Source organism: Mammaliicoccus sp. O-M54 (assembly GCF_022386035.1).
Lineage (GTDB): Bacteria > Bacillota > Bacilli > Staphylococcales > Staphylococcaceae > Mammaliicoccus > Mammaliicoccus sciuri_A.
Genome location: NZ_JAJNJE010000010.1, coordinates 42960 through 64331 on the forward strand (window position 1 = coordinate 42960; position 21372 = coordinate 64331).

20 protein-coding genes are annotated in these 21372 nt (G+C 32.0%); 2 read left to right on the forward strand and 18 right to left on the reverse strand.

All coding sequences use genetic code 11. The features are described from left to right. Nucleotides 1-563: 563 nt before the first annotated feature. The 7 genes from LQ673_RS13445 to LQ673_RS13475 all read right to left on the reverse strand — a co-directional run bounded on the left by LQ673_RS13445 (nt 564) and on the right by LQ673_RS13475 (nt 7581). The gene (locus tag LQ673_RS13445; RefSeq protein WP_191836403.1) at nt 564-929 is read right to left on the reverse strand and encodes a YlbF/YmcA family competence regulator; all 366 of its coding nucleotides are present in this window, start codon (nt 927-929) and stop codon (nt 564-566) included. Between the two features lie 74 nt (nt 930-1003). After that, nucleotides 1004-2134, reverse strand: coding sequence for a DUF445 domain-containing protein (locus LQ673_RS13450; protein ID WP_037589722.1), 1131 nt, complete (start codon nt 2132-2134; stop codon nt 1004-1006). Nucleotides 2135-2209: 75 nt separating this feature from the next. After that, a complete protein-coding gene (gene xdrA / locus LQ673_RS13455) occupies nt 2210-2668 on the reverse strand; it encodes an XRE family transcriptional regulator XdrA (protein ID WP_025904809.1) in 459 nt (152 codons plus the stop codon). 162 nt (nt 2669-2830) lie between these two features. Continuing rightward, nucleotides 2831-4108, reverse strand: a complete 1278-nt coding sequence (locus LQ673_RS13460) for a dicarboxylate/amino acid:cation symporter (RefSeq protein WP_025904808.1) — start codon at nt 4106-4108, stop codon at nt 2831-2833. 159 nt (nt 4109-4267) lie between these two features. After that, nucleotides 4268-4897, reverse strand: coding sequence for a response regulator (locus tag LQ673_RS13465; RefSeq protein WP_037589723.1), 630 nt, complete (start codon nt 4895-4897; stop codon nt 4268-4270). 18 nt (nt 4898-4915) lie between these two features. After that, nucleotides 4916-6025 (reverse strand): GAF domain-containing sensor histidine kinase, encoded by a 1110-nt coding sequence (locus LQ673_RS13470; RefSeq protein ID WP_037589724.1) that lies wholly within the window; start codon nt 6023-6025, stop codon nt 4916-4918. Between the two features lie 17 nt (nt 6026-6042). Then, nucleotides 6043-7581, reverse strand: coding sequence for a bifunctional GNAT family N-acetyltransferase/carbon-nitrogen hydrolase family protein (locus tag LQ673_RS13475; protein ID WP_025904805.1), 1539 nt, complete (start codon nt 7579-7581; stop codon nt 6043-6045). Nucleotides 7582-7685: 104 nt separating this feature from the next. On the opposite strand from LQ673_RS13475, the gene LQ673_RS13480 reads away from it, so the two are divergent. Next, the gene (locus tag LQ673_RS13480; protein WP_191836404.1) at nt 7686-8507 is read left to right on the forward strand and encodes an RluA family pseudouridine synthase; all 822 of its coding nucleotides are present in this window, start codon (nt 7686-7688) and stop codon (nt 8505-8507) included. A gap of 47 nt (nt 8508-8554) precedes the next feature. Here the strand turns inward: LQ673_RS13480 and LQ673_RS13485 are convergent, their stop codons facing one another. The 6 genes from LQ673_RS13485 to nagA all read right to left on the reverse strand — a co-directional run bounded on the left by LQ673_RS13485 (nt 8555) and on the right by nagA (nt 15900). After that, nucleotides 8555-10720 (reverse strand): RNA degradosome polyphosphate kinase, encoded by a 2166-nt coding sequence (locus LQ673_RS13485; protein WP_191836405.1) that lies wholly within the window; start codon nt 10718-10720, stop codon nt 8555-8557. A gap of 71 nt (nt 10721-10791) precedes the next feature. Beyond that, on the reverse strand, nt 10792-12318 hold the full coding sequence (ppx, locus tag LQ673_RS13490; RefSeq protein WP_191836406.1) for an exopolyphosphatase: 1527 nt from the start codon (nt 12316-12318) through the stop codon (nt 10792-10794). Nucleotides 12319-12407: 89 nt separating this feature from the next. Further along, a complete protein-coding gene (gene fumC, locus LQ673_RS13495) occupies nt 12408-13796 on the reverse strand; it encodes a class II fumarate hydratase (RefSeq protein WP_107577221.1) in 1389 nt (462 codons plus the stop codon). Nucleotides 13797-13949: 153 nt separating this feature from the next. After that, a complete protein-coding gene (locus LQ673_RS13500; RefSeq protein ID WP_370622769.1) occupies nt 13950-14162 on the reverse strand; it encodes an SAS053 family DNA gyrase inhibitor in 213 nt (70 codons plus the stop codon). Then, nucleotides 14101-14700, reverse strand: coding sequence for a 6-phosphogluconolactonase (locus tag LQ673_RS13505; RefSeq protein ID WP_191836407.1), 600 nt, complete (start codon nt 14698-14700; stop codon nt 14101-14103). The genes LQ673_RS13500 and LQ673_RS13505 overlap by 62 nt, the downstream gene beginning before the upstream one ends. A 48-nt stretch (nt 14701-14748) precedes the next feature. Beyond that, nucleotides 14749-15900: an N-acetylglucosamine-6-phosphate deacetylase gene (gene nagA, locus LQ673_RS13510; protein WP_025904799.1), complete on the reverse strand. Its 1152-nt coding sequence runs from the start codon at nt 15898-15900 to the stop codon at nt 14749-14751. Between the two features lie 85 nt (nt 15901-15985). On the opposite strand from nagA, the gene LQ673_RS13515 reads away from it, so the two are divergent. Beyond that, on the forward strand, nt 15986-16126 hold the full coding sequence (locus LQ673_RS13515) for a hypothetical protein (RefSeq protein ID WP_162841915.1): 141 nt from the start codon (nt 15986-15988) through the stop codon (nt 16124-16126). Between the two features lie 34 nt (nt 16127-16160). Here LQ673_RS13515 and trmL read toward each other — a convergent pair whose 3' ends face one another. The 5 genes from trmL to argC all read right to left on the reverse strand — a co-directional run bounded on the left by trmL (nt 16161) and on the right by argC (nt 21360). Continuing rightward, complete coding sequence (gene trmL, locus LQ673_RS13520; RefSeq protein ID WP_025904798.1) at nt 16161-16634, reverse strand: tRNA (uridine(34)/cytosine(34)/5-carboxymethylaminomethyluridine(34)-2'-O)-methyltransferase TrmL; 474 nt, start codon at nt 16632-16634, stop codon at nt 16161-16163. Between the two features lie 3 nt (nt 16635-16637). Further along, complete coding sequence (gene queG, locus LQ673_RS13525; RefSeq protein WP_037589731.1) at nt 16638-17765, reverse strand: tRNA epoxyqueuosine(34) reductase QueG; 1128 nt, start codon at nt 17763-17765, stop codon at nt 16638-16640. Between the two features lie 530 nt (nt 17766-18295). Beyond that, nucleotides 18296-19057, reverse strand: a complete 762-nt coding sequence (argB, locus tag LQ673_RS13530; protein ID WP_191836408.1) for an acetylglutamate kinase — start codon at nt 19055-19057, stop codon at nt 18296-18298. A 14-nt stretch (nt 19058-19071) separates the two neighbouring features. Continuing rightward, on the reverse strand, nt 19072-20310 hold the full coding sequence (argJ, locus tag LQ673_RS13535; protein ID WP_191836409.1) for a bifunctional glutamate N-acetyltransferase/amino-acid acetyltransferase ArgJ: 1239 nt from the start codon (nt 20308-20310) through the stop codon (nt 19072-19074). A gap of 15 nt (nt 20311-20325) precedes the next feature. Beyond that, nucleotides 20326-21360 (reverse strand): N-acetyl-gamma-glutamyl-phosphate reductase, encoded by a 1035-nt coding sequence (gene argC / locus LQ673_RS13540; RefSeq protein ID WP_191836410.1) that lies wholly within the window; start codon nt 21358-21360, stop codon nt 20326-20328. Between the last annotated feature and the right edge of the window lie 12 nt (nt 21361-21372).

Here is a 21372-nt window from a genome sequence, read left to right on the forward strand (position 1 = left end):
TCTTTCAATATTAGCTCATTTCTTAATTATTATATTCAAGCTCAACCAATAGAATAATCAGATTTATAAAGATTTTTAATGCTTTAATTTTACCATATTCCGCGCGTATACGATACATCGCACATATAAGATTAAACAACAAAAAAGCGACATATGAATTGTTAATACGGGAGATTATAATGGATGCGTTATGAACACTTTCGGCTAAACTTGTTCATAACGGGGCTCTTATGAACACTTTCGGCTAAACTTGTTCATAACTGGGGTCTTGTGAACACTTTCGGCTAAACTTGTTCATAACGGGGCTCTTAATTACAAAACTCGGACGAAGTGTTATTAACGCCCCCACTATTTGCACTTCTCATCAAAACTGCTAATAACGACGCCACTATTTGCACTTCTTACCAACACTGCTAATAACGCACTCAGTATTTGCACCTCTCGCCAAAACTGCTAATAACACCTCCACTTATAAACATTCCCTACTCTATATAATCCTTCATAAAAATGCCCACAAAAAAAGCCGACAAAATCGAATGACTTTGTCGACTCATAAAAGTTAATTAACCTTGGTTTTCTTCAAGGCTACCGTAGATATCTTCTAATGGTTTCATGATAACACGGTTTAAATCTTGAATTAATTGACTCATTGCTTGTTCAGCTTGCATTAATTCAGCAATTGTTTCGTTTTGTTCAATTTCTTGAGCAGATTTTTGAGCTCTAGCGATATCTACTTCATAAATTTCTTCGCCTTGCATTTGTTTAGTTTGTAATTCTAATTGAATTTCACGGAATTCATCGAATAATTTTTTTGTTTCTGGGTTTGCATTAACTTTTTCATATTGTTCTTTAATTTTGTTATATTCTTCACTTGCACGTAAAGTTTGTTCTAGTTCATTCGCTTTGTCGTAAATGTTTACTTCTGCCATAATTAATTCGCTCCTATAATAAATAAATGTATTAGAAAATCAATTCCAATAATACTGTATCATAATTCTAAGTCTTATACAAAAATAGCGATTATTCCTTGTAATAATCCAATAATTCCACCTAATACAAAGCCTAATAATGTAATTAATTTTAATTCTTTATTAGAGATTTCTATGACTAATTTTTCTAAATAAGATAATTCAAATCGGTCAATTTGATCTTTAATCAATTCTGCTAATTTCATTCTTTCTAAAATTAAGCTAATATTATCGCCAACTTTACCAATCATATAGTCAATAAATCTTTCTGTTCCTCTTCCTTCCATATATACAAATAAGTTTGGAACGAGTTCATCTAAAGGTGTGTTTAAATATTTATTAACATTAATAGATTCTGTAATTTCTGTTGCGAATAATGTTTTGGCTTTTTCTTTTCTTTCATCTGTTAAAACTTCTTGTAAAGGTTTAGCCATCCATTTGTCGTATTGATTATGCACTTGCAGATCAATCATATTTTTGATTTTTTCTTGTTTAATGACATTTCTGAGTTCTTTTTTAACTCTATATACAATGTCTTCCGTTGTCATAAACATTTGAATCATGCCGACCATTCTACCTTTTTGTTCAAAAAATTCTTCAACCATTGAATGAATATCTTGTTCGCCTTTTTCAGAAACTAAATATTCATCAATTTTTGATAAAATTTCTGGTGTTACACGATTCAGTTGAATGTTTAATTGTTCAAGTATTTCTTCTGGAATGAGTGATTTAATGTCGTCATTCTTATGAGAAGCATAATATTGATCAATCTTTTCTTTAATAGTAGATTTAATCGTTTCATTTAATTTCTCTTCTAGTGGATAATCAATTCGATCCACAAAGTTTTGAATCGTATATTTTTTCTCTTTCAAAGTATTAAATTGAACTTTAATCGTGTCTTCAAGTACTTTCTTCGTACTTGGATTCACAAGTTTTTCTTTAAATACTTCAGGCGTTAAGAGATGTTTAGTAACCATCTCACCTACTTTTTCTGATAATTCATTTCTTCTTTTTGGTATTAAGCCTGGCGTGAACGGTAATTTATATCCGAACCATCTAATTTCATGATATGGATGAAATAACATTTTAATTGCGATAAAGTTTGTAAATCCACCTATTAACGCACCAATTACCATCATACTAAATACGGTTATAATTGTTGTCATGGAAATTCTCCTTCTAAAAAAGCTACTTCTTTAGAATAATCCAAGAAGTAGCTTTTAACAAATATTATACAAATTTTAAACAAATAATGATTGCGTTTTACGTAAGAAATAAGTTTCTGCTTCACGTTTTTTCGCAGTACCGAAGATTGGTTGACGTTCTTCGTTTAATACTCTGTAAAGATCTGATTTTTTATTAGATTGTAAAATATAGCCAGATTTAGCATCAAGTGTTACCCAGTAAATATCGCTAGTATTGTCATGGTTTGGATATGCACAATGATGACGAGATATGATTTGAATAACTTCTAATGGGTCACAACCAAAAGTAGTATTTAAAACATCTGAATCTCTGAATAATGCACAAATTGATACACATGTCGTCCAGTTAGGTAATACTCTCTCTTTTTCAATTTGCACTAAAGTTTTCTTAGATAATCCTACTGTGTTCGCCATAGTATCTTGAGTGTATCCAGCCTCAATACGAACCATTTTGAATTTTGTTTGGATTATTGTTGTAAATGTTTGTTTATCCATCTATATCTACCTTTCTTTTTAATATTTATATTAATTGATTTAATATGTTGCAAAAATACACGATTTTTTCAAGCACAAGTAACATCATAATACATTTTTAACCAAATTAAAAGAGGTAAATTGAATTTAATATCAATTTACCCCTTTAATACACTAAATTGTTTATTCTTTTACAAATTTTGACTTTTCTCTTTCAGATAAAATTAGTGCACATGCAGCATCTCCAGTAATATTTACAGAAGTTCTTGTCATATCTAACAATCTATCTATACCTAAAATAATACCTATTGCTGCGGGGTCTAATCCGACTGAAGTCAGTACCATTGCTAACATTACAAGGCCAACACCAGGAACACCTGCAGTACCGATTGAAGCAATAACGGCAACAACAACAACAGTTACCATTTGCATAATTGTTAAATCGATACCTGATACTTGAGCTATAAATATCGTTGCGACACCTTGCATAATAGCTGTACCATCCATATTTATCGTAGCACCTAATGGTTGAACAAATGAACTAATTTCTTTTCTCACACCCATTTCTTTAGTACATTCCAAAGAGATAGGTAATGTTGCATTTGAACTTGATGAACTAAAGCCAACTGTCATAGCTGGGAAGAACTTTTTGAAGAACCAGAAAGGATTCTTACCTGCTAATAATTTAACAGCCCCACCATAGATCACAAAGAAGTGCACTGCTAAGGCTAATAATACAACAAAGAAGTACATACCAAGTTGTTTAATTGCGCCAAATCCTGCGTTTGTAAAAGCTGTTGCAACTAGTCCAAATGTACCAATTGGTGCGAAGTAATTCATAATCATCGTAACGATATACATGAGTATATCATTGGTCTGCTCGAAGACTTTTTTCACCGCTTCAACCTTACTACCAAGTGCAATCATTCCTACACCAATAAAGATTGCAAATGTAATAATTGGTAACATATCTTGTTCCACCATAGATTTCATTGGATTTTGTGGGAACAAATTAATCAATGTTTGATCAAATGTTTGATTTTCTGGTGCAGCTTGATCTGATGATTTAGCTTTTTGTTCAGCACCATATTTTTTAACATCATCACTATTTAATAAATCTGATTGACCAACACCTGGTTTAAATACTAAAGCAAGTAACATTGCGATAGTAATCGCAATTGCCGTAGTACATAAGAAGAATGTAACGGTTTTTAATCCTATACCACCTAGTAATTTTGGATCACCTACGCCAATAACCCCTAATACAATTGAAACAAATACGACTGGTACTACAAGCATGAATATGAGGTTAAGGAATATTTGACCAATTACATTAAATACGTATTGATTTGTACCTTGAACGAAACCCGTTCCGGCAAACATATTAAAAATAGAACCAACTGTTATACCTAGTACTAAAGCGATAACAATTTTTAAAGTTAAGTTTTTCCTGACTTTCATATTAAACTACCCCCTATAAAGTAAGTAAAATCATTTCTCCCATGTAACATATTATACTTTAAGGGCTTTCATTTTGTAAATTTATTTTTGTAATTTTACATAAAAACGAGTAAGTATTGAATATGACAATACTTACTCGTAAAAATATTATATCTGTAATTAAATTAATAATTGGTGTTCCATTGCATAAACGGCAGCTTGTGTTCTGTCTGATACTTTTAATTTATTTAGTATATGACTGACATGTGTTTTGATCGTTTTTTCAGATACAAATAGTGTTTCTGCAATTTCTTTATTGGTTTTACCTTTCACCAATTCTGCTAATACTTCAAGTTCTCTTTTGGATAATTTATTTTCTCTATGTGGTTTCCGTTCACTTTCAGAAATAACAGACTGTACTTTTGGATGAATTTTCTTCTCACCATTTAATACAGATCTAATTGTTTGAATAAGCGAATCAGGTTCTACATCTTTAATTTCATAACCATCTGCGCCTTTATCAATCGCTGATATGACATGTTCTTCATCATAAAAGCTTGTTAAGACTAATATCTTAATGTTTGGGTATTTCTTCTTCATGATACTTGTGATTTCAATGCCATTCATATCAGGCATAACTAAATCTAAAAGAACGATATCTGGTGATTCATGTTGTTCTAAGTATTCTAGCAATAACACACCACTTGAGAAATCAGCTTGTATATTGAAATCTGGAACAGTATCTAGTAAGAAACTTAATCCTTGTCGCACAATATGATGGTCATCTACTAAGATTATATTATAACTCATGTGTGATACTCCTAACATTTAAAGTGGAATAGAAATCACAATTTCTGTTCCTTCATTCAATTTTGATTTGATATCTACATGTCCCTTCATACCTTGAACACGTTGTTTAATATTTCTCAAACCGTGAGATAGCTTGTTGTCTAAATCTTGGCTTTCAAATCCTTTACCGTTATCTACAATTTTAAATTTAAACGTCTTTTTATTTTGTTCTAGAAATATTTTCGCACTATTTACACCTGAGTGTTTATGAATATTATTTAATGATTCTTGAATAATGCGATAAACATTCTCTTCAATTGTATTTGGCAAATCAATAAGTCCTTCAACTTCGAATTCAGGTTCAATATGAATTAACTGGCTATATTGTTTAATAGCTGAAATTAAACCTTGTTCCAATCCTATCGGTTTCAGTTGCCATATTAGTGCTCTCATTTCATTGACAGCACTTTGACTCGTTTCTTCAATTGTTTGAAAAGCTTTTTTAGCCGCTTCTTGGTCATCAAGACTTTTCGCTGCGTGTGCAGTGATTTTTAAAGAAAATAACATTTGATTAACAGAATCATGTAAATCTCTCGCTAACCTATTTCTTTCATTTATACGAGCTGCCTCTTTTTCTTGATCCGTTAATAATATACGTTTAATCGCAGAGCCGATTTGAAATGCTACAGACTCTAGCAATTCTAAATCTTCTTCTGAATATCGCTTCGTATTTGGTGTCGCAATATTAAGCAATCCAAACTGTTCATTACCAGAACGAAGTGGCACAGTTGCATGATGTGTAATGCCATCCGTCTTGTCATGATGTTCTTTAGTTGCTTTTACAATTCTTGAACATGTAATAATATTTGAAGCTTTCGTCAGTTTTTTATTTTGATATGCTGTTACACACCAACACGTACCTTCTGTCATGTATTGGCAACTATTATGTGTTAAAGCGGGCGGTAACGCTTCTTCTGCAACAAGTTCATGTTTACCTTCTTCATCAATAAAAAATATCCAACCTGTATGAAAGTTACTGCCGCTTACTAATTTTTTAAGTGCGCCATGCATCATACTATACATTTCAGTCTCTTCATTTAAAAATTCCGCAATTTCTTTTAAAAGGCTTGTACGCGTTGGTTTTTCCATATCAATCACCTTTATTATTATTGATTATACGTAATATTATATACGTCATGTCGTCTATCTCTAAGATGTCTAACAGTTCCGTTTTCTCTACCTCTTCTTAATACTTCTAAGTCAACTTCGCCGATAGCAACCATTTCTAAATTCTCACCTGTTTCACTCACGATACCATCACGAGCAAAACCATAGTCTGATGGAGAATATATTGCTGAAGCACTATATTGGATATCCATATTCTCAGTTTGTGGCAAATTACCGCATGTTCCTGAAGTTACTGTGTAAACTTGGTTTTCTATAGCGCGTGCCATACAACAATATTTTACACGTAAATAACTTTGTCTATCTTCTGTTGAGAATGGTGTAAATATAATTTTTGCACCTTTTTCCATTGCGATTCTAGCCATTTCAGGAAATTCACTATCGTAACAAATTTGAATCGCAATTTTACCACAATCAGTATCGAATACTTCAACGCCATTACCAGGTGATACACCCCACCATTTTCTTTCATTTGGTGTTACATGGATTTTATATTGTTTTTCGATAGAGCCATCTCGTCTAAATAAATATGAAATATTATAAATATCTTCACCTTCTTCAACGAAATGAGAACCACCAATAATGTTGATGTTATATTTCATTGCAAACTGATTGAACATCTCAATATATTGTGATGTGTAAGTAGTTAATTTTCTAATAGATTCTGCCGGATTACTTTGTTCATCAAAGCTCATTAATTGCGTCGTCAACAATTCTGGAAAGACGATAAAATCACTATCCGCATCGTATGCAACGTCAATAAAGTATTCAATTTGGTTTGCAAACTCTTCAAATGAATTAATTTTACGCATCATATAGTTTACTGTACATATTCTTACAGGTTCACTTGTTTTAAAATGAACATTACTTCTTGCTATGTAATCAGGATTATTCCATTCCATCAAAGTAGCAAATTTCATACTTTTAACATCATCATTTAAATAATTTGGATTAATACGCATTAACGTAAAATCATTCATCAATTGAAATGTTAATACCGGATCTTTAATACGATGTTTAATGACACCTTGTACATATTCACGTGGTGTTAATTCATCACTATATTGATGATAGTTTGGAATTCTACCACCTATAATAATACTCTTTAAATTTAATTCATAAGCAATTTCTCTACGAGCTTCATATAGTCTTGCGCCAACTTTCATCCCTCTATAATCAGGATGAACCATGACTTCAATACCATATAAATTATGTCCGTGATCATTATGGTTTGTAATATAACCATTATTCGTAATACTATCCCACGTATGTCTATCATCATATTCATCAAAATTGATGATAAGAGAAGAACATGAACCTATAATTTCACCTTCAAATTCTACAACAATTTGTCCTCTCGGAAACATTCTTAAGTGACTTTCAAGATGACCTCTCTCCCATGGTTCCATCCCTGGAAAACATTTAGACTGTAATTCAATAACTTCATCAATATCATCAAAAGTCATCTGTCTAGTATTAATACTTACGTTAAATTCATTATTATCGATTGATTTTGACATGAAACATACTCCTTATCTCTTTTTCTTGTTATAATAATTATAACTTATTTTTTGTTATAATATAATTTTTCCCGATTTTGAGAGAAATATTCCTGGAGGACGCTATGCAAATTACAATACCATCAAAATTTGAAGGTCAAACAATCGAAGAGATGTTTAAATCTTTACATCTACCAAAGAAAGAACTTCATCTTTTAAGAATGTCAAAAGAACTTACGATAAATGACGAAGCATGTACATTAAGAGATACAGTAAATGCCGGAGATAAACTCAATATCCCATTATTTGACGAAACAAGCCAATATGTTTCTAGTTACCGATTAGCTGAAATTAAATACGAAGATGAATACTTAGCAATTGTCGTTAAACCTAAAGGTGTAAAGACACATCCAAACGATTTAAAAGAAGCAAACACACTTATGAATCACGTAATCTATACGTTAGATTCAGACTATGCTGAACCTGTTCATAGACTTGACCAAGAAACTGTTGGATTATTGTTAGTCGCAAAACACCCTATCGCTAAAAAAATATTAGATCGTATGTTAGAAGATAGAGAAATTACAAGAACATATAAAGCTCAAGTTGATAGTTTATTACCACTTAAACCACAAACAATTGATATGCCAATTGGTAAAGACAAGTTCCATCCAAACAAAAGACGTGTATCACCTACAGGTCAACGTGCTATCACACATATACTTGAAAGTCATATGATTGATGAACATACGGCAGAAGTAGAATTAAAATTAGATACGGGTAGAACACACCAAATCCGTGTCCACCTTGCAGAAATTGGACATCCAGTTGTCGGTGACCCACTCTATAACAATAGTAAACTGAGAAAATTAAAATTACACAGTTATAAAATAGAATTCGAACATCCATTTAAAGATGAAATGATTTCAGTTACGTTAGACGATTAAATAACTAAAAAAGCCAACAAAGCTTTAACTTTGTTGGCTTTAACTATTTATCGCTTTAATCTTTCTTTAAATTTATTAATTAAGTTACTTCTTTTACTCGTTACAGGTCTCCCTATATTTAAGTGAGACTTTCTCATTTCTTTCCCAGCTAACATTGCCTCATCCATTAACATTTCTTGTGAGTTCATATGTTTATTCCCTGCATCATTGTATTGATATACACCTTCATTATTTTGAATACGTCCTTTTAGTCCATCATTGAGTTGTAAATCAACAATGCCTTTTAAACGTTTAACTAAATTGGGATCTAATACTGGGAATAATATTTCAACACGTTTAATCATATTTCTTGTCATCATATCAGCTGAAGAAAGATACATTTTTTCTTGTCCATTATGATAGAAATAATAGATTCTTGAGTGTTCTAAAAATCTACCTACAATACTGATGACTTCGATATTCTCACTTACACCTTTAATACCTGGTTTAAGACAACAAATACCACGAATAATCAGTTTGATTTTAACACCACATTGTGATGCTTCAAATAATTTTTTAATTACTTTTTTATCTGTTAACGAATTCATTTTAGCGATAATGAGACCATTACCATGTTCTTTATGCGACTTCATTTCTTGTTCAATATGTTCAACAAAGAAATCTCGTATTTCAAATGGTGCGACGATTAGCTCATTATAATCAGGCTTTAATGAATAACCACTTAAATAATTAAAGAAGTTAATCGCATCTTGCCCTATTTTCGGGTTAGTAGTAATAATACCCATATCTGTATATATTTTAGCCGTCTTATCATTGTAATTTCCTGTTCCTAAATGAACGAAAGGCGTCACTTTTCCTTTAACTTTCTTAATAACTAGCGTAATTTTACTATGTGTTTTAAGGAATGTCATACCATATATAACATTACAGCCTGCATCCTCCAACATTCTCGCCCACTGAACATTGTTTTCTTCATCAAAACGCGCTTTTAATTCAACAAGTACTGTAACTTGTTTACCATTTTCAGCTGCATTTTTTAAAGCCTGAATGATCGGTGAATCACTACTCACACGGTAAAGTGTTTGCTTAATAGCAAGTGTATCTGGATCTTCTGAAGCTTCTTTTATAAATTCAACAATCGGCTCAAAAGATTCATATGGATGATGGAAAAATACATCTCTTTCCAATGCTAATTCAAAAACATTATTTTTACTTAATGAGGAAGGTAATTGTGGTGTATAAGGTTTAAATAATAGTTCTGGGAATAAATCTTCTAATTGTCCTACAAGAGAGAATAACACTGTTAAATCTAGTGGACCATTAACTCTGTATATATCTTCATTTGATAACTCAAGTTCATTCATTAAGAAAATACTCTTCACTTCTGAATCTATATGTCTACTATCAATTTCAAGTCGTACTGCTGCACCACTTTTTCTTTCTTTTAAAAATCGTTCTATTTCTATTAATAAATCTTCTGCACCTTCTTCATGAATTGTTAAATCTGCATTTCTTGTCACCCTGAATGTGTACGTATTAATCACTTCATATCCCTTAAATAATTGTTCTATAAATAATGAAATGACATCTTCAAGAAATACAATATATTTAACGCCTTCATGTTCTAACTTAATAATTCTATCTAATAATGTTGGAACGGGTACGATTGCCGATCTAATTTCACCATCATTTAACCTAATATCTACAAACAAATTCAACATTTTATTATTTAATTTTGGGAATGGCCTGTATGCATCTATCCCTAACGGTGAAAGTGTTGGTAATATATCAGTATTAAATTGATGCTGAAGTTGCTCAATTAAAGGTTCTGGCAATCTTTCTGGTTGTGTAATAAATATTTTATAGCTCTTTAACAAATCTTTTAATTCATTAAATCGCTTATATTGAAGCTCGACGTTCACTCTATTTTTCTTTTCAATGCCGATAAGTTGTTCTTTAGGTGTCAATTGCGCTTTATTCTCTGGTTCATTAAAATTCATCTTAACTTGGTCTTTCAACCCCGCTACTCTAACCATAAAAAATTCATCTAAATTAGAACTATGAATTGCTAAAAATTTCAACTGTTCTAATAAAGGATTGTTAGGATCAATTGCTTCCTCAAGAACACGATAATTAAAGTCTAGCCAACTTAATTCTCGGTTGTTGTAATATTCTGGATTGTCTAAATAAAATTGTTCCGCTTGTGCTTCCATAATTATCTCACCCTTTACAAATTTCCAATCAAGATTATAAAATCACACTACTTCATTTAAACGTAAGTTTATTAATCTTGTGTAAATATAATATTAAGTTTTTTCGGTAGTAACTTTTCTAAATGTTTTTTCTGTCTATCAGATTGATATTCTTCAGCGATTGGGTCTGTAACATATTTGGCTCTTAATTCAAATTCATTTTTCTTTTCAATTAATGCCATTGATTCGATGCAATCGGTATTGGAAACATTTAAAGCATGGGCAAACTTAATGATGCCACCAAGCTTTTGAATAAGTTCGATTTCTTCATCATCAAACCAAGGCGTCCCCTTTATATAAAACTTTAATAACGTCTTGTTTTTAAAACTTGCCAAAAGTGCTAATTTAACCCTTTCTTTATGCGATAAGCCATTAATACTTGAATTGGCTATAATATAATACGTATGTTGTGAACTAGAATCTGCATCAATAAATGAACCTAAATAATATAAATATGCCGCTTCTTTAAATATTTCTTTATCTTCTTTTGGAATTTTAAAACTAGTGATTTCTTCTAATTTGTTTAATAAATCTTCAGCTAATTTCATGCGCTGTTTACCATTTGAAGCATTGATATTATATTCATTTGCTATATGTTTTAATGCATCACTTGTGACATTATTTTTATTAAATGCCTTTGGAAATTCTTCTTTAATTCTTGTCATCACTAAACCTTCACGTAGACCTTTTCTTGAGAACGTAAAACGTTTTGCATCTGAGATATCGTATAATGTATTAAAAACAATAGAACTAGGTAAAATGATATCTGTACGGTCTCTACTTAAACCATCTAAATCTTTTAATTCATTTTTATCAGATTTTTTCAAGACATCAAACACTTCTTCAAGCCCTTTTTTAGTCATGTCATACCCATGTACACCTGCAATTGGATAATTATTTAATGACTGATGTATACGCGCATTATTTCGGGCAGATCCACCAATCCCAATAATAGGAACGTTTTTATCTTTTATCCATTTTTCAGATTCAAACTGTTCTTTAACATACTTCTCACATTTTTTTATCGCATTTTTATCATTATGATCTTTATCAGCGAAAAACATTTTCTCTAAAGTTACAACACCAAAAGGAAAACTTATTGCCTCTTTTAACTTTTTATCTTCAAAATAAGTAATTTCTGTTGAACCACCACCTATATCAACTGTAATACCATTATTTATATTTAAAGTATGTGTTGCTGCATAAAATCCGTAAAACGCCTCATCTTGTTCTGGGATAATTTCAATATCGAGATTCGTTTTGTCTTTTACACTTTTAATAATTTCATTTATATTTTTAGATTGTCTTACTGCTGCTGTAGCTGCAGGGACAAGTTCTTCCACTTGAAATTTTTCGGCAACTTTTTTAAAACTATTTAAAGTTTCTACTAAAATATTGATTCCATCTTTATTCATTGTTTTATCTTCTTCTAAATATTGACTCAAACGTGCTGGTGTTTTAACGTTTTGTAGTTCATTTAAACCTGTATCTTTAGAGTATTCAAAAATAACAAGTCTTATAGTATTGGAACCTATATCTATTAATCCTAATCTCTTCATAAATTGCCTCCAAAGTTATATTTTGATACAGAAAAAGGTGCCTATAGCACCTTTTTTCTGTTCTTTATATTTGTGTCTTAAAGCTGCTATTATTTTTTAGAGCTTATCATATCTTCTGGTTTAATCCACTCATCGAATTGTTCTTCAGTTAGAAGTCCAGATTCAATTGCAGATTCTTTTAATGTTAATCCGTTTTTATGAGCATTCTTCGCAATTGCTGCTGCATTTTCATATCCAATATGTGGATTTAACGCAGTAACAAGCATCAATGATTGATTTAAATATTTATCGATATTTTCTTCAATAGGTTCTATTCCAACTGCACAGTTGTTATTAAATGTTTCAATACCATCTGTTAATAAATAAATAGATTGTAATGTATTGTATAAAATAACTGGTTTAAATACATTTAATTCAAAGTTACCTTGTGATGCTGCTATACCAACTGCTGCATCATTTCCTAATACTTGAACAGCAACCATTGTTAACATTTCACATTGAGTTGGGTTTACTTTACCTGGCATGATTGATGAACCTGGTTCGTTCTCTGGAATTGAAATTTCAGCTAATCCAGCTCTTGGTCCTGAAGCTAACCATCTTACGTCATTCGCAATTTTCATTAAGTCACTTGCTAATGCTTTAAGTGCGCCATGAACATAAACAACTTCATCATGAGCAGTTAATGCATGGAATTTATTTTCAGATGATACAAATGGATAGCCTAATTGTTCGCTAATTTGTTTAGCCACTTTATCACCGAATTCTGGATGAGCATTGATACCAGTACCAACTGCTGTACCACCAATTGCTAAGTTTAATAATTGACCTTTAGATTCATTTAATAATGATTCACATTTATCTAACATATATCTCCAACCACTAACTTCTTGACCTAAAGTTAAAGGTGTTGCATCTTGTAAATGTGTTCTACCGATTTTAATAATATCTTTGAAATCTTCTTCTTTTTTCTTAAATGTATCTCTTAACGTACCAATTGCTGGTAATAATTTAGATTCAATTTCATGATATAAAGCAACATGCATTGCAGTTGGATATGTATCATTTGAACTTTGAGACATATTAACATGATCATTTGGATGAACGGACTCTTCTGAACCTTTTTCTTTCAAGTATTCATTTGCAACGTAGCTCACAACTTCGTTCACGTTCATATTACTTTGTGTACCACTACCTGTTTGCCAAACGACTAGAGGAAAATGTTCATCTAAGTTTCCATTTAAAATTTCATCAGTAGCATATACAATGGCATCTTTCTTATCATCAGATAATTTACCAAGTTCATGATTTGAAATCGCTGCTGCTCTTTTTAAATGTGCAAATCCATAAATCACTTCAATTGGCATTTGTTCTTTACCTACTGGGAAATTCTGTTTACTTCTTTGTGTTTGTGCTTTCCAATATTTCTCACTTGGAACTTTAATTTCACCAAATGTATCATGTTCAATTCTGTAACTCATTTCAATACTCCCCTTTATTTCTTGAATTCATCATTCTTTATTCATCTCTATTATATCGTATAAAGAAAGCGATTTAAACTCTCAGTTGTCAGATAATTTAAATTAACGAAAAAAATAAAGATTGAGACATAGCGTATTGTCTCAATCTCTATTTTAAGATTCTTGTTCAGATTTCTTTTCTTCAAAAGCTTCATCATTTTGTTCTGATATTTGTTCCATTTCTTTACCTAGTTCTTTAACATCTTCTAGGTCTTGAACCATTTCATTTTCTTCTTCTAGATTTTTATTCAAATTTCTCACCTTCTTATGAAAATTGAATTGAGAAGTAAGATCTAACGTCTTCAGGTAAGCCTTGTGCCGCTTCATTATCTAATACAACTGTTACCATTCTATGTTGTTTTAATTTAGCGGATTCAACAGAACCATTTGCAGGTTCTTGATATAACTGACTTACTGCTTTAGCTTTTTCTTTACCAGTGACAAGTACGATAACTTCTCTTGCTGGGTGAATCGCTTGGTCATAGTCTAATCCAGTTCTGCTATCTTCAGTTAAAGTGACAACATCTAACATTAATTTGTTTTTCTTTTTGTCAGTATTCACTTTTTCTCTAATAAATGCTTCAACATCACTACCGACATCAGTTTTTAATACTTGTTTAGCAGGAACACCTAATTCTGTGTAATAATCTTCTTTACCATCAAAATCTAAAATATGAATTTGACTGAAGTTCACAGGATTTTTCTTAACATCATCTAATAGTTCATCGAAAAATGATGTTTGCTCTGCTTCTAAATGTACGCCGACAACTGAAGTGCTGTCTGAATTAAATTGTTTGCGAACTACATCTGCAGCATATCGTGCAGCAATATCTTTTGTTTCAAATACTTTAAAGTTTAAAGCCATTTTGTCCACTCCTCATTTCAACTTGTCTATTTACAAAAATCATAACCTTTAGTCATTATCTATAATATACCCTTTTTTAATAGTAGTTAAAACATTTAATTCTGAATCAGCTATAACTAGATCTGCTTGTTTTCCAACTTTGATTGAGCCAATTCTATCATCAACTTTCAATCTAATCGCTTGGTTTAAACTTGCAGTACGCCATGCTTCTTCAAGCGGTATATTTGCAAAGTCCATTAAATTTTTTAAGCCTTTATTCATAAGTAATATACTTCCTGCAAGTGAACCGGTTTCTAATCTTGCTTCGTTATTTTTAACAAATACATCTTGACCACCAAGATCATATTTACCATCTTTCATGCCTTTTGCACGCATTGCATCCGTAATAATACAGAAATTCTCATTGCCTTTAGCAAGGTATGCTAATTTAACTGCAGCCGGATGAGAATGAATGCCATCAACAATGACTTCTGTTGTTAATCTTTCATCAGTCAGAGCGGCACCAAATACGCCTGGTTCTCTATGTGTAAATGTTGTTTGTGCATTATATAAATGTGTAATGTGCTTAAGACCATTTTGAACTGCTTTTTCAATACCATCGTAATCAGATACGGTATGTCCTGCTGAAAAAATAACATCTTCATGAAGTGCTTTAATAACTTCCTCTGCACCTTCAACTTCTGGCGCTATTGTCACTATTTTAATCGCGCCATTTGCTTTTTCTTGAAAATCTTTGAATTTTTGTACTGTAGGTCTTGCAACAAATGCAGGATTTTGAGCACCAACTTTATGTTCTGAAATAAATGGGCCTTCTAAATGTACACCAAGTATTTCAGCACGTTTATCATCTATCGGTTTATAGTTTGCAACATTTTCTAATGCAGCATTGATGGCTTCAGTTGATTGCGTCATTGTTGTGGCTAAAAAGCTAGTCGTACCTTCAGATAATAATTTCTCAGATAATAGATTCAATGTTTCAGGTGTTGCATCCATTGCATCTTGACCATAACCACCATGAATATGTATATCAATAAATCCCGGAAGTACGTGTTGACCATTCGCATCAATCGTTTGTAATGTACCTGTATATTCCCCTTCTTGAATATCGTGAATACATCCATTACGCACTTCGATATAGCCATGATCAATTTTATATGTTTCAGTATAAATTTGTGCATTTTTCAAAATATAATTATCCATATCAATGTCTCCTTAAAAATGTATTTAATTATTGCCTTAATTCGTATATAATAAAGATAACATAACATTACGAGGGGGCAATTAAATGAACACGCTATTAATCTGTATGGTTGGTGTAGCATTTATTACTGCGATGTTAACTGCTGGTCGCGATTCTAAAGACTATGGTCTTAAGGAAGAAGATTTAAACAAAGAACTTGAATCTTTAAAATCAAATAATAATTAATAACTGAGACCATTTGGCCTCAGTTTTTTTATTTCTATGATAAATTAGGATAATTTTGTTGTCTTAACGCTTCATAAATTAATATTGCAGCAGTATTAGATAAATTTAAAGATCTTACATTATCATTCATTGGAATTCTTAATGCTGTATCTTTATATTTTTCTTTAACCCAATCAGGAAGTCCTGTTGTTTCTCTACCAAATATAAAGTAATGATTTTCTTCAACATTACTGTAATCGAACTGAGTATGTGGTTGTGTACCAAACTTCGTTAGTAAGTAATAGTTGCCACCTTCAGTCTTTTCGAAAAATTCTTCAATACTATCATAATAAACAATATTTACAAATTTCCAGTAATCTAAACCCGCTCTTCTTAACATTTTATCATCCGTACTAAAACCTAAAGGTCTAATTAAGTGTAAAGTTGTATCTGTTGCTGCACAACTACGTGCAATATTCCCAGTATTCGCTGGAATTTCTGGTTGATATAAAACTACATGATTTGTCATAATTTATTTTCTCCTAATCTCTAATCCTTTTATCATTTCTTCTTGGACTTCTTCTATTTCACGTTCATAGTGTGACATAATGAATGGTCTTGCCTCTTCACCTTGTATTTGACCGATAGCCCAAAATGCAGTACCTCTTATCATTGGTCGCGGATCTGTTAACGCAACATCTTTTAATTCTGGTATTGCACTTTCTTCATTAAAGTGAGCAAGTGCGACAATCGCATTTCGTTGGATCGGCTTTTTACCTCTCCATGCACCGGCTAAATGTCCATAAGTATTTTTAAATTCTTTATTAGACATTTTAAGTAGTGGGACAAGTCTAGGTTTCAGTACCTCAGGTTCTAATATAATGTCGTCATGTTCAGTATTAATCCCTCTATTTCGTGGGCATACTTGTTGGCATGTATCACATCCATATAAACGATTTCCTATTTTATAGCGGTATTCATCTTTTAAATAACCTTTTGTTTGTGTTAAAAAGCTGATACATTTTTGACTATTTAATTGACCATTACCTACTAAGGCACCAGTCGGACATCTATCAACACAAATGTTACAATCACCACAACTATCAATAACTGGATCATCAGGTTTAAATGGAATGCTGACTAACATTTCACCAAGATAACTCCAAGTACCTAGTTCTTCATTAATAATAAAGCCATTTTTACCTGCAAATCCTAACCCAGCTCTTTCAGCTACTGAACGGTCAGACAAGACACCAGTATCGACCATTGATTTAATTTCTACATCAGGCACTTTTTCTTTTAGGAATAAACTGAGTTTATCAAGGCGATTTCTCATAATAGTATGATAATCTTGGCCCCATGAAGCACGCGCAAACATACCTCTTCTATCTCCTCTAACACTTTTAGGAGCACCCTTTAATTTATTCGGATACCCTACAGCAATTGCTATAATTGAGCGAGCAGATGGTAATGATAATTTAGGGACTGTTCTTAACTCAATATCACTTTCTTCAAACCCAGAAGCATATCCTTTAGAATGATAATCTTCTAACTTTTTCTTTAATTCATCAAAAGGATCAGCAGTTGTAAATCCAATACTATCAATACCAATAGAATGTGCATAATCTATCACTTCTTGCTTCAATTGATCTAAATTCAAATTTATTCACCTCACTATCAAACATGCTAATACATTTTAACACATTTAATAAATAAATTTACGGTATTCGTATTAATTCAATTAAATAAGTATATAAAAAATTGCTTTCATATACTGTGTGGCAAATGGTATGGCAAGACAGTATTTAGCTTGTTTCTGGTGGGGGCTGTTGTGAACACTTCTGACCAAACTTGTTCATAACGAGGGCCTTGTGAACACTTCTGCCCAAACTTGTTCATAACGGGGGCCGTGTGAACACTTCTGCCCAAACTTGTTCATAACGAGGGCGTTAGTTACAAAATTCGGCTGAAGTGTTACTATGGGCCGCCTTAGTTACAAAACTCAGCCGAATTGTTACCATGGACCTCCTTAGTTACAAAACTCGGCTAAAATGTAAACAAGGAGCTCCTTATTTGCACTTCTAGCTAAATCTGCTAATAACGGCATCACTATTTGCACTTCTAGCTAAATCTGCTAATAAGGGAACAAAAAATCCGACAGTGCTCAAAAACGCTGTCGGATTTTTTACTTTATAATATAATTGTTGTACCTATTTTATTTGAATGAGAACTTTTTAATAATGCATGGTCTGATGACCCTGAAATAATCTTGACGCTTTTACAGCCTTCTTTTATTGCAGAAATTGCACCAGTAACTTTAGGAATCATACCGCCATATATTTCAGTTGTTTCTATATAATTATGAATATCATTGATACTTAAATGGCTTTGTACTTCATCTTTAATCAGTACTCCTGGAATATCACTTATTAAGAATAAGTCGCCTTCCATTTCACTCGCTATTTTATATGCAAGACTATCTGCATTAATATTATATCTTTGTCCTGTATTTCTATCGATACCGATTGGTGCAATAACTGGAATACTATTTAAACATATGTTAGCCAATGTTACTTTATTAACGGATGTACATTCTGCTACAAATCCATATTTAGTATCTAATGGTTTAATGTCAAATAAATTCATATCAATGCCATTTATGCCTAATGCTAATGAGTCATGTTGATTAATTTGAAACACAACTTGTGGATTGACTTCACCTATCAATGTACTTGAAGTTTGAAGTAACACTTCTTCATCAGTAACACGTAAGCCATCTACAAATTTACTTTCAATACCAATTTTAGTTAGTTGTCTATTAATAAACGGGCCGCCACCATGGACGATGATTGGCATATAATTTTGACTTTTTAAAGTAAGTATATCTTCTATTATCGTTTGACTTAAGTTGCTTAATATACTTCCACCAATTTTAATGACTGCATACTTCACTTAATGACCTCCTATTAAGTTCTATATAATGCATTAATTTTTACGTAATCATAACTCAAATCGCATCCGAAAGCGGTAGATGAATGATGAGAATTTCCAACTTTCGCTTCTATTTCAATTGTATCTTGCTCCATTTTAGCTTTTAAATCTAACTCATCAAATGTTACATTCATACCTTTACTGACTAATAAATGTCCACAAAGCCAAACGTCTACTTCGTTAGTATCTACAGTATGATCTGCATAACCAATTGATGTTACGATTCTTCCAAAGTTTGGATCAGCACCGTGTATTGCAGTTTTCACTAAGCTTGAACCTACAATCGTTTTTGCAATTGCACTATTTTGAGCTTTCGTCTTAGCACCTTTGACATTAACTTTGATTAACTTCGTCGCACCTTCACCATCTCTCGCAATACTTTGAGCTAAAAATTGACTCACATATTGGACAGCTTGGGCGAACTTTTCCCATTCTGGATGTGATTTAGTTAATGTATGTTGACCACTTTCACCGTTAGCTAAAAGTATAACCATATCATTTGTACTTGTATCACCATCGACTGTAATCATATTAAACGTTTCATCAACAGATTCTTTTAGTAAGCCATTCAAATCTTCAGATTCAACATTTGCATCTGTTGTCATAAAGCCAAGCATTGTAGCCATATTTGGATGAATCATGCCCGACCCTTTACATGAACCGCCAATCGTAATCACTTCATCATCAATTTTAATTTGTACTGCTATATGTTTAGTCTCTTTATCAGTTGTTAAAATAGCTTCATTAAAATCAGAAGAATGTGCATTATTGAGAATATCAATATTATTCACACCATATTCAATTTTTTGCATAGGTAAAAATTCGCCAATCAAGCCTGTTGATGCAATTGCGATTTGATGTTCAGGTAATTGTAGTTTAGATGAAATCCATTTTTGAGTTTGCTTTGCATCATCTAAACCTCTTTGACCTGTACAAGCATTTGCGATGGCAGAATTAATAACAATTGCAGAAAGTTTGTGTTCAACATTAATACTTTCTTCAGTGACTTTTAATGGGGCTGCTTTAAAAGCATTTTGTGTATATACCGCTGCACAATTAGCTGGAACTGATGAATATAACCAACCAAAGTCTTTCTTTTCTCTACGTAAGCCGACATGCATGCCGCCAGCAATGTATCCTTTAGGTGATGCGACATCACCTTCTTCTATAACGATCATTTCAGAGTCAATTAATTCTTCAGTCTTATCTAACATCAAATTCCTCCTATTCTATGGGTATATTGGTAATAAATTTAATCCTTCATCTTCATTAAATCCAAATAATCTATTCATGTTCTGAATTGCTTGACCACTTGCACCTTTAACGAGATTATCTATAACTGCAACGATAATAGCTTTTTGTCTGTCTTCATCAACATAAATACCTATATCGCAGTAATTACTGCCTAGAACTTCTTTTGTTGTAGGGAATTCGCCAAGGTCTCTTACACGAACAAATGGTTTGTCATCATATTTCTGTTTATATAATTGATGTAATGCTTCTTCACTTGTTTGATCTTTTAAATCTACATAAATAGTAGCCAATATACCTCTTGTCATAGGAACGAGATGAGGTGTGAATGTCACTTTTATGTCTGATTTCGAGACTTGTGATAAATATTGTTCAATTTCTGGTGTATGCTTATGGGAACCTAATTTATAAGCTGAAAAGTTTTCATTCGCTTCGCCAAAATGAACATTTTGACTTAATGTTCTACCAGCACCTGAAACACCAGTTTTAGCATCTATTATAATCGTGTCTTTATTAATTAAGTCACTTTCTAAAAGAGGGTGTAAAGATAAGAGTATTGCAGTTGGGAAACAACCCGGGTTTGCAATAATTTGTATCGATGATCCATCTACATTTGACCACTCAGGCAAGCTATACACCGCTTCATCCAATACACTCTGAGGAGCTGGCTTTTCTCCGTAATATTTTTCATAAATTGTGGGGTCTTTCAACCTAAAGTCACCAGATAAATCGATTACTTTAATACCACGTTCTATTAACTTAGGAATAAAATTCTTGCTCACATTTGAGGGGGTCGCAAAAAATATTAAATCACATTGCACTGTTTCTACATCTAAACTTGTGAATTGTTCAATAATATTATTTTGTAAATGTGGATATGTTTCCTTAATATCTTGACCAGATTTCGAATGTGAGAATACATATTTGATGTTCACTTCTTTATGCTGATTTAATAATCTCATCAATTCTATTGCACCGTATCCACTACCACCGACTATACCTATATCTAACACGAAAACACCTCT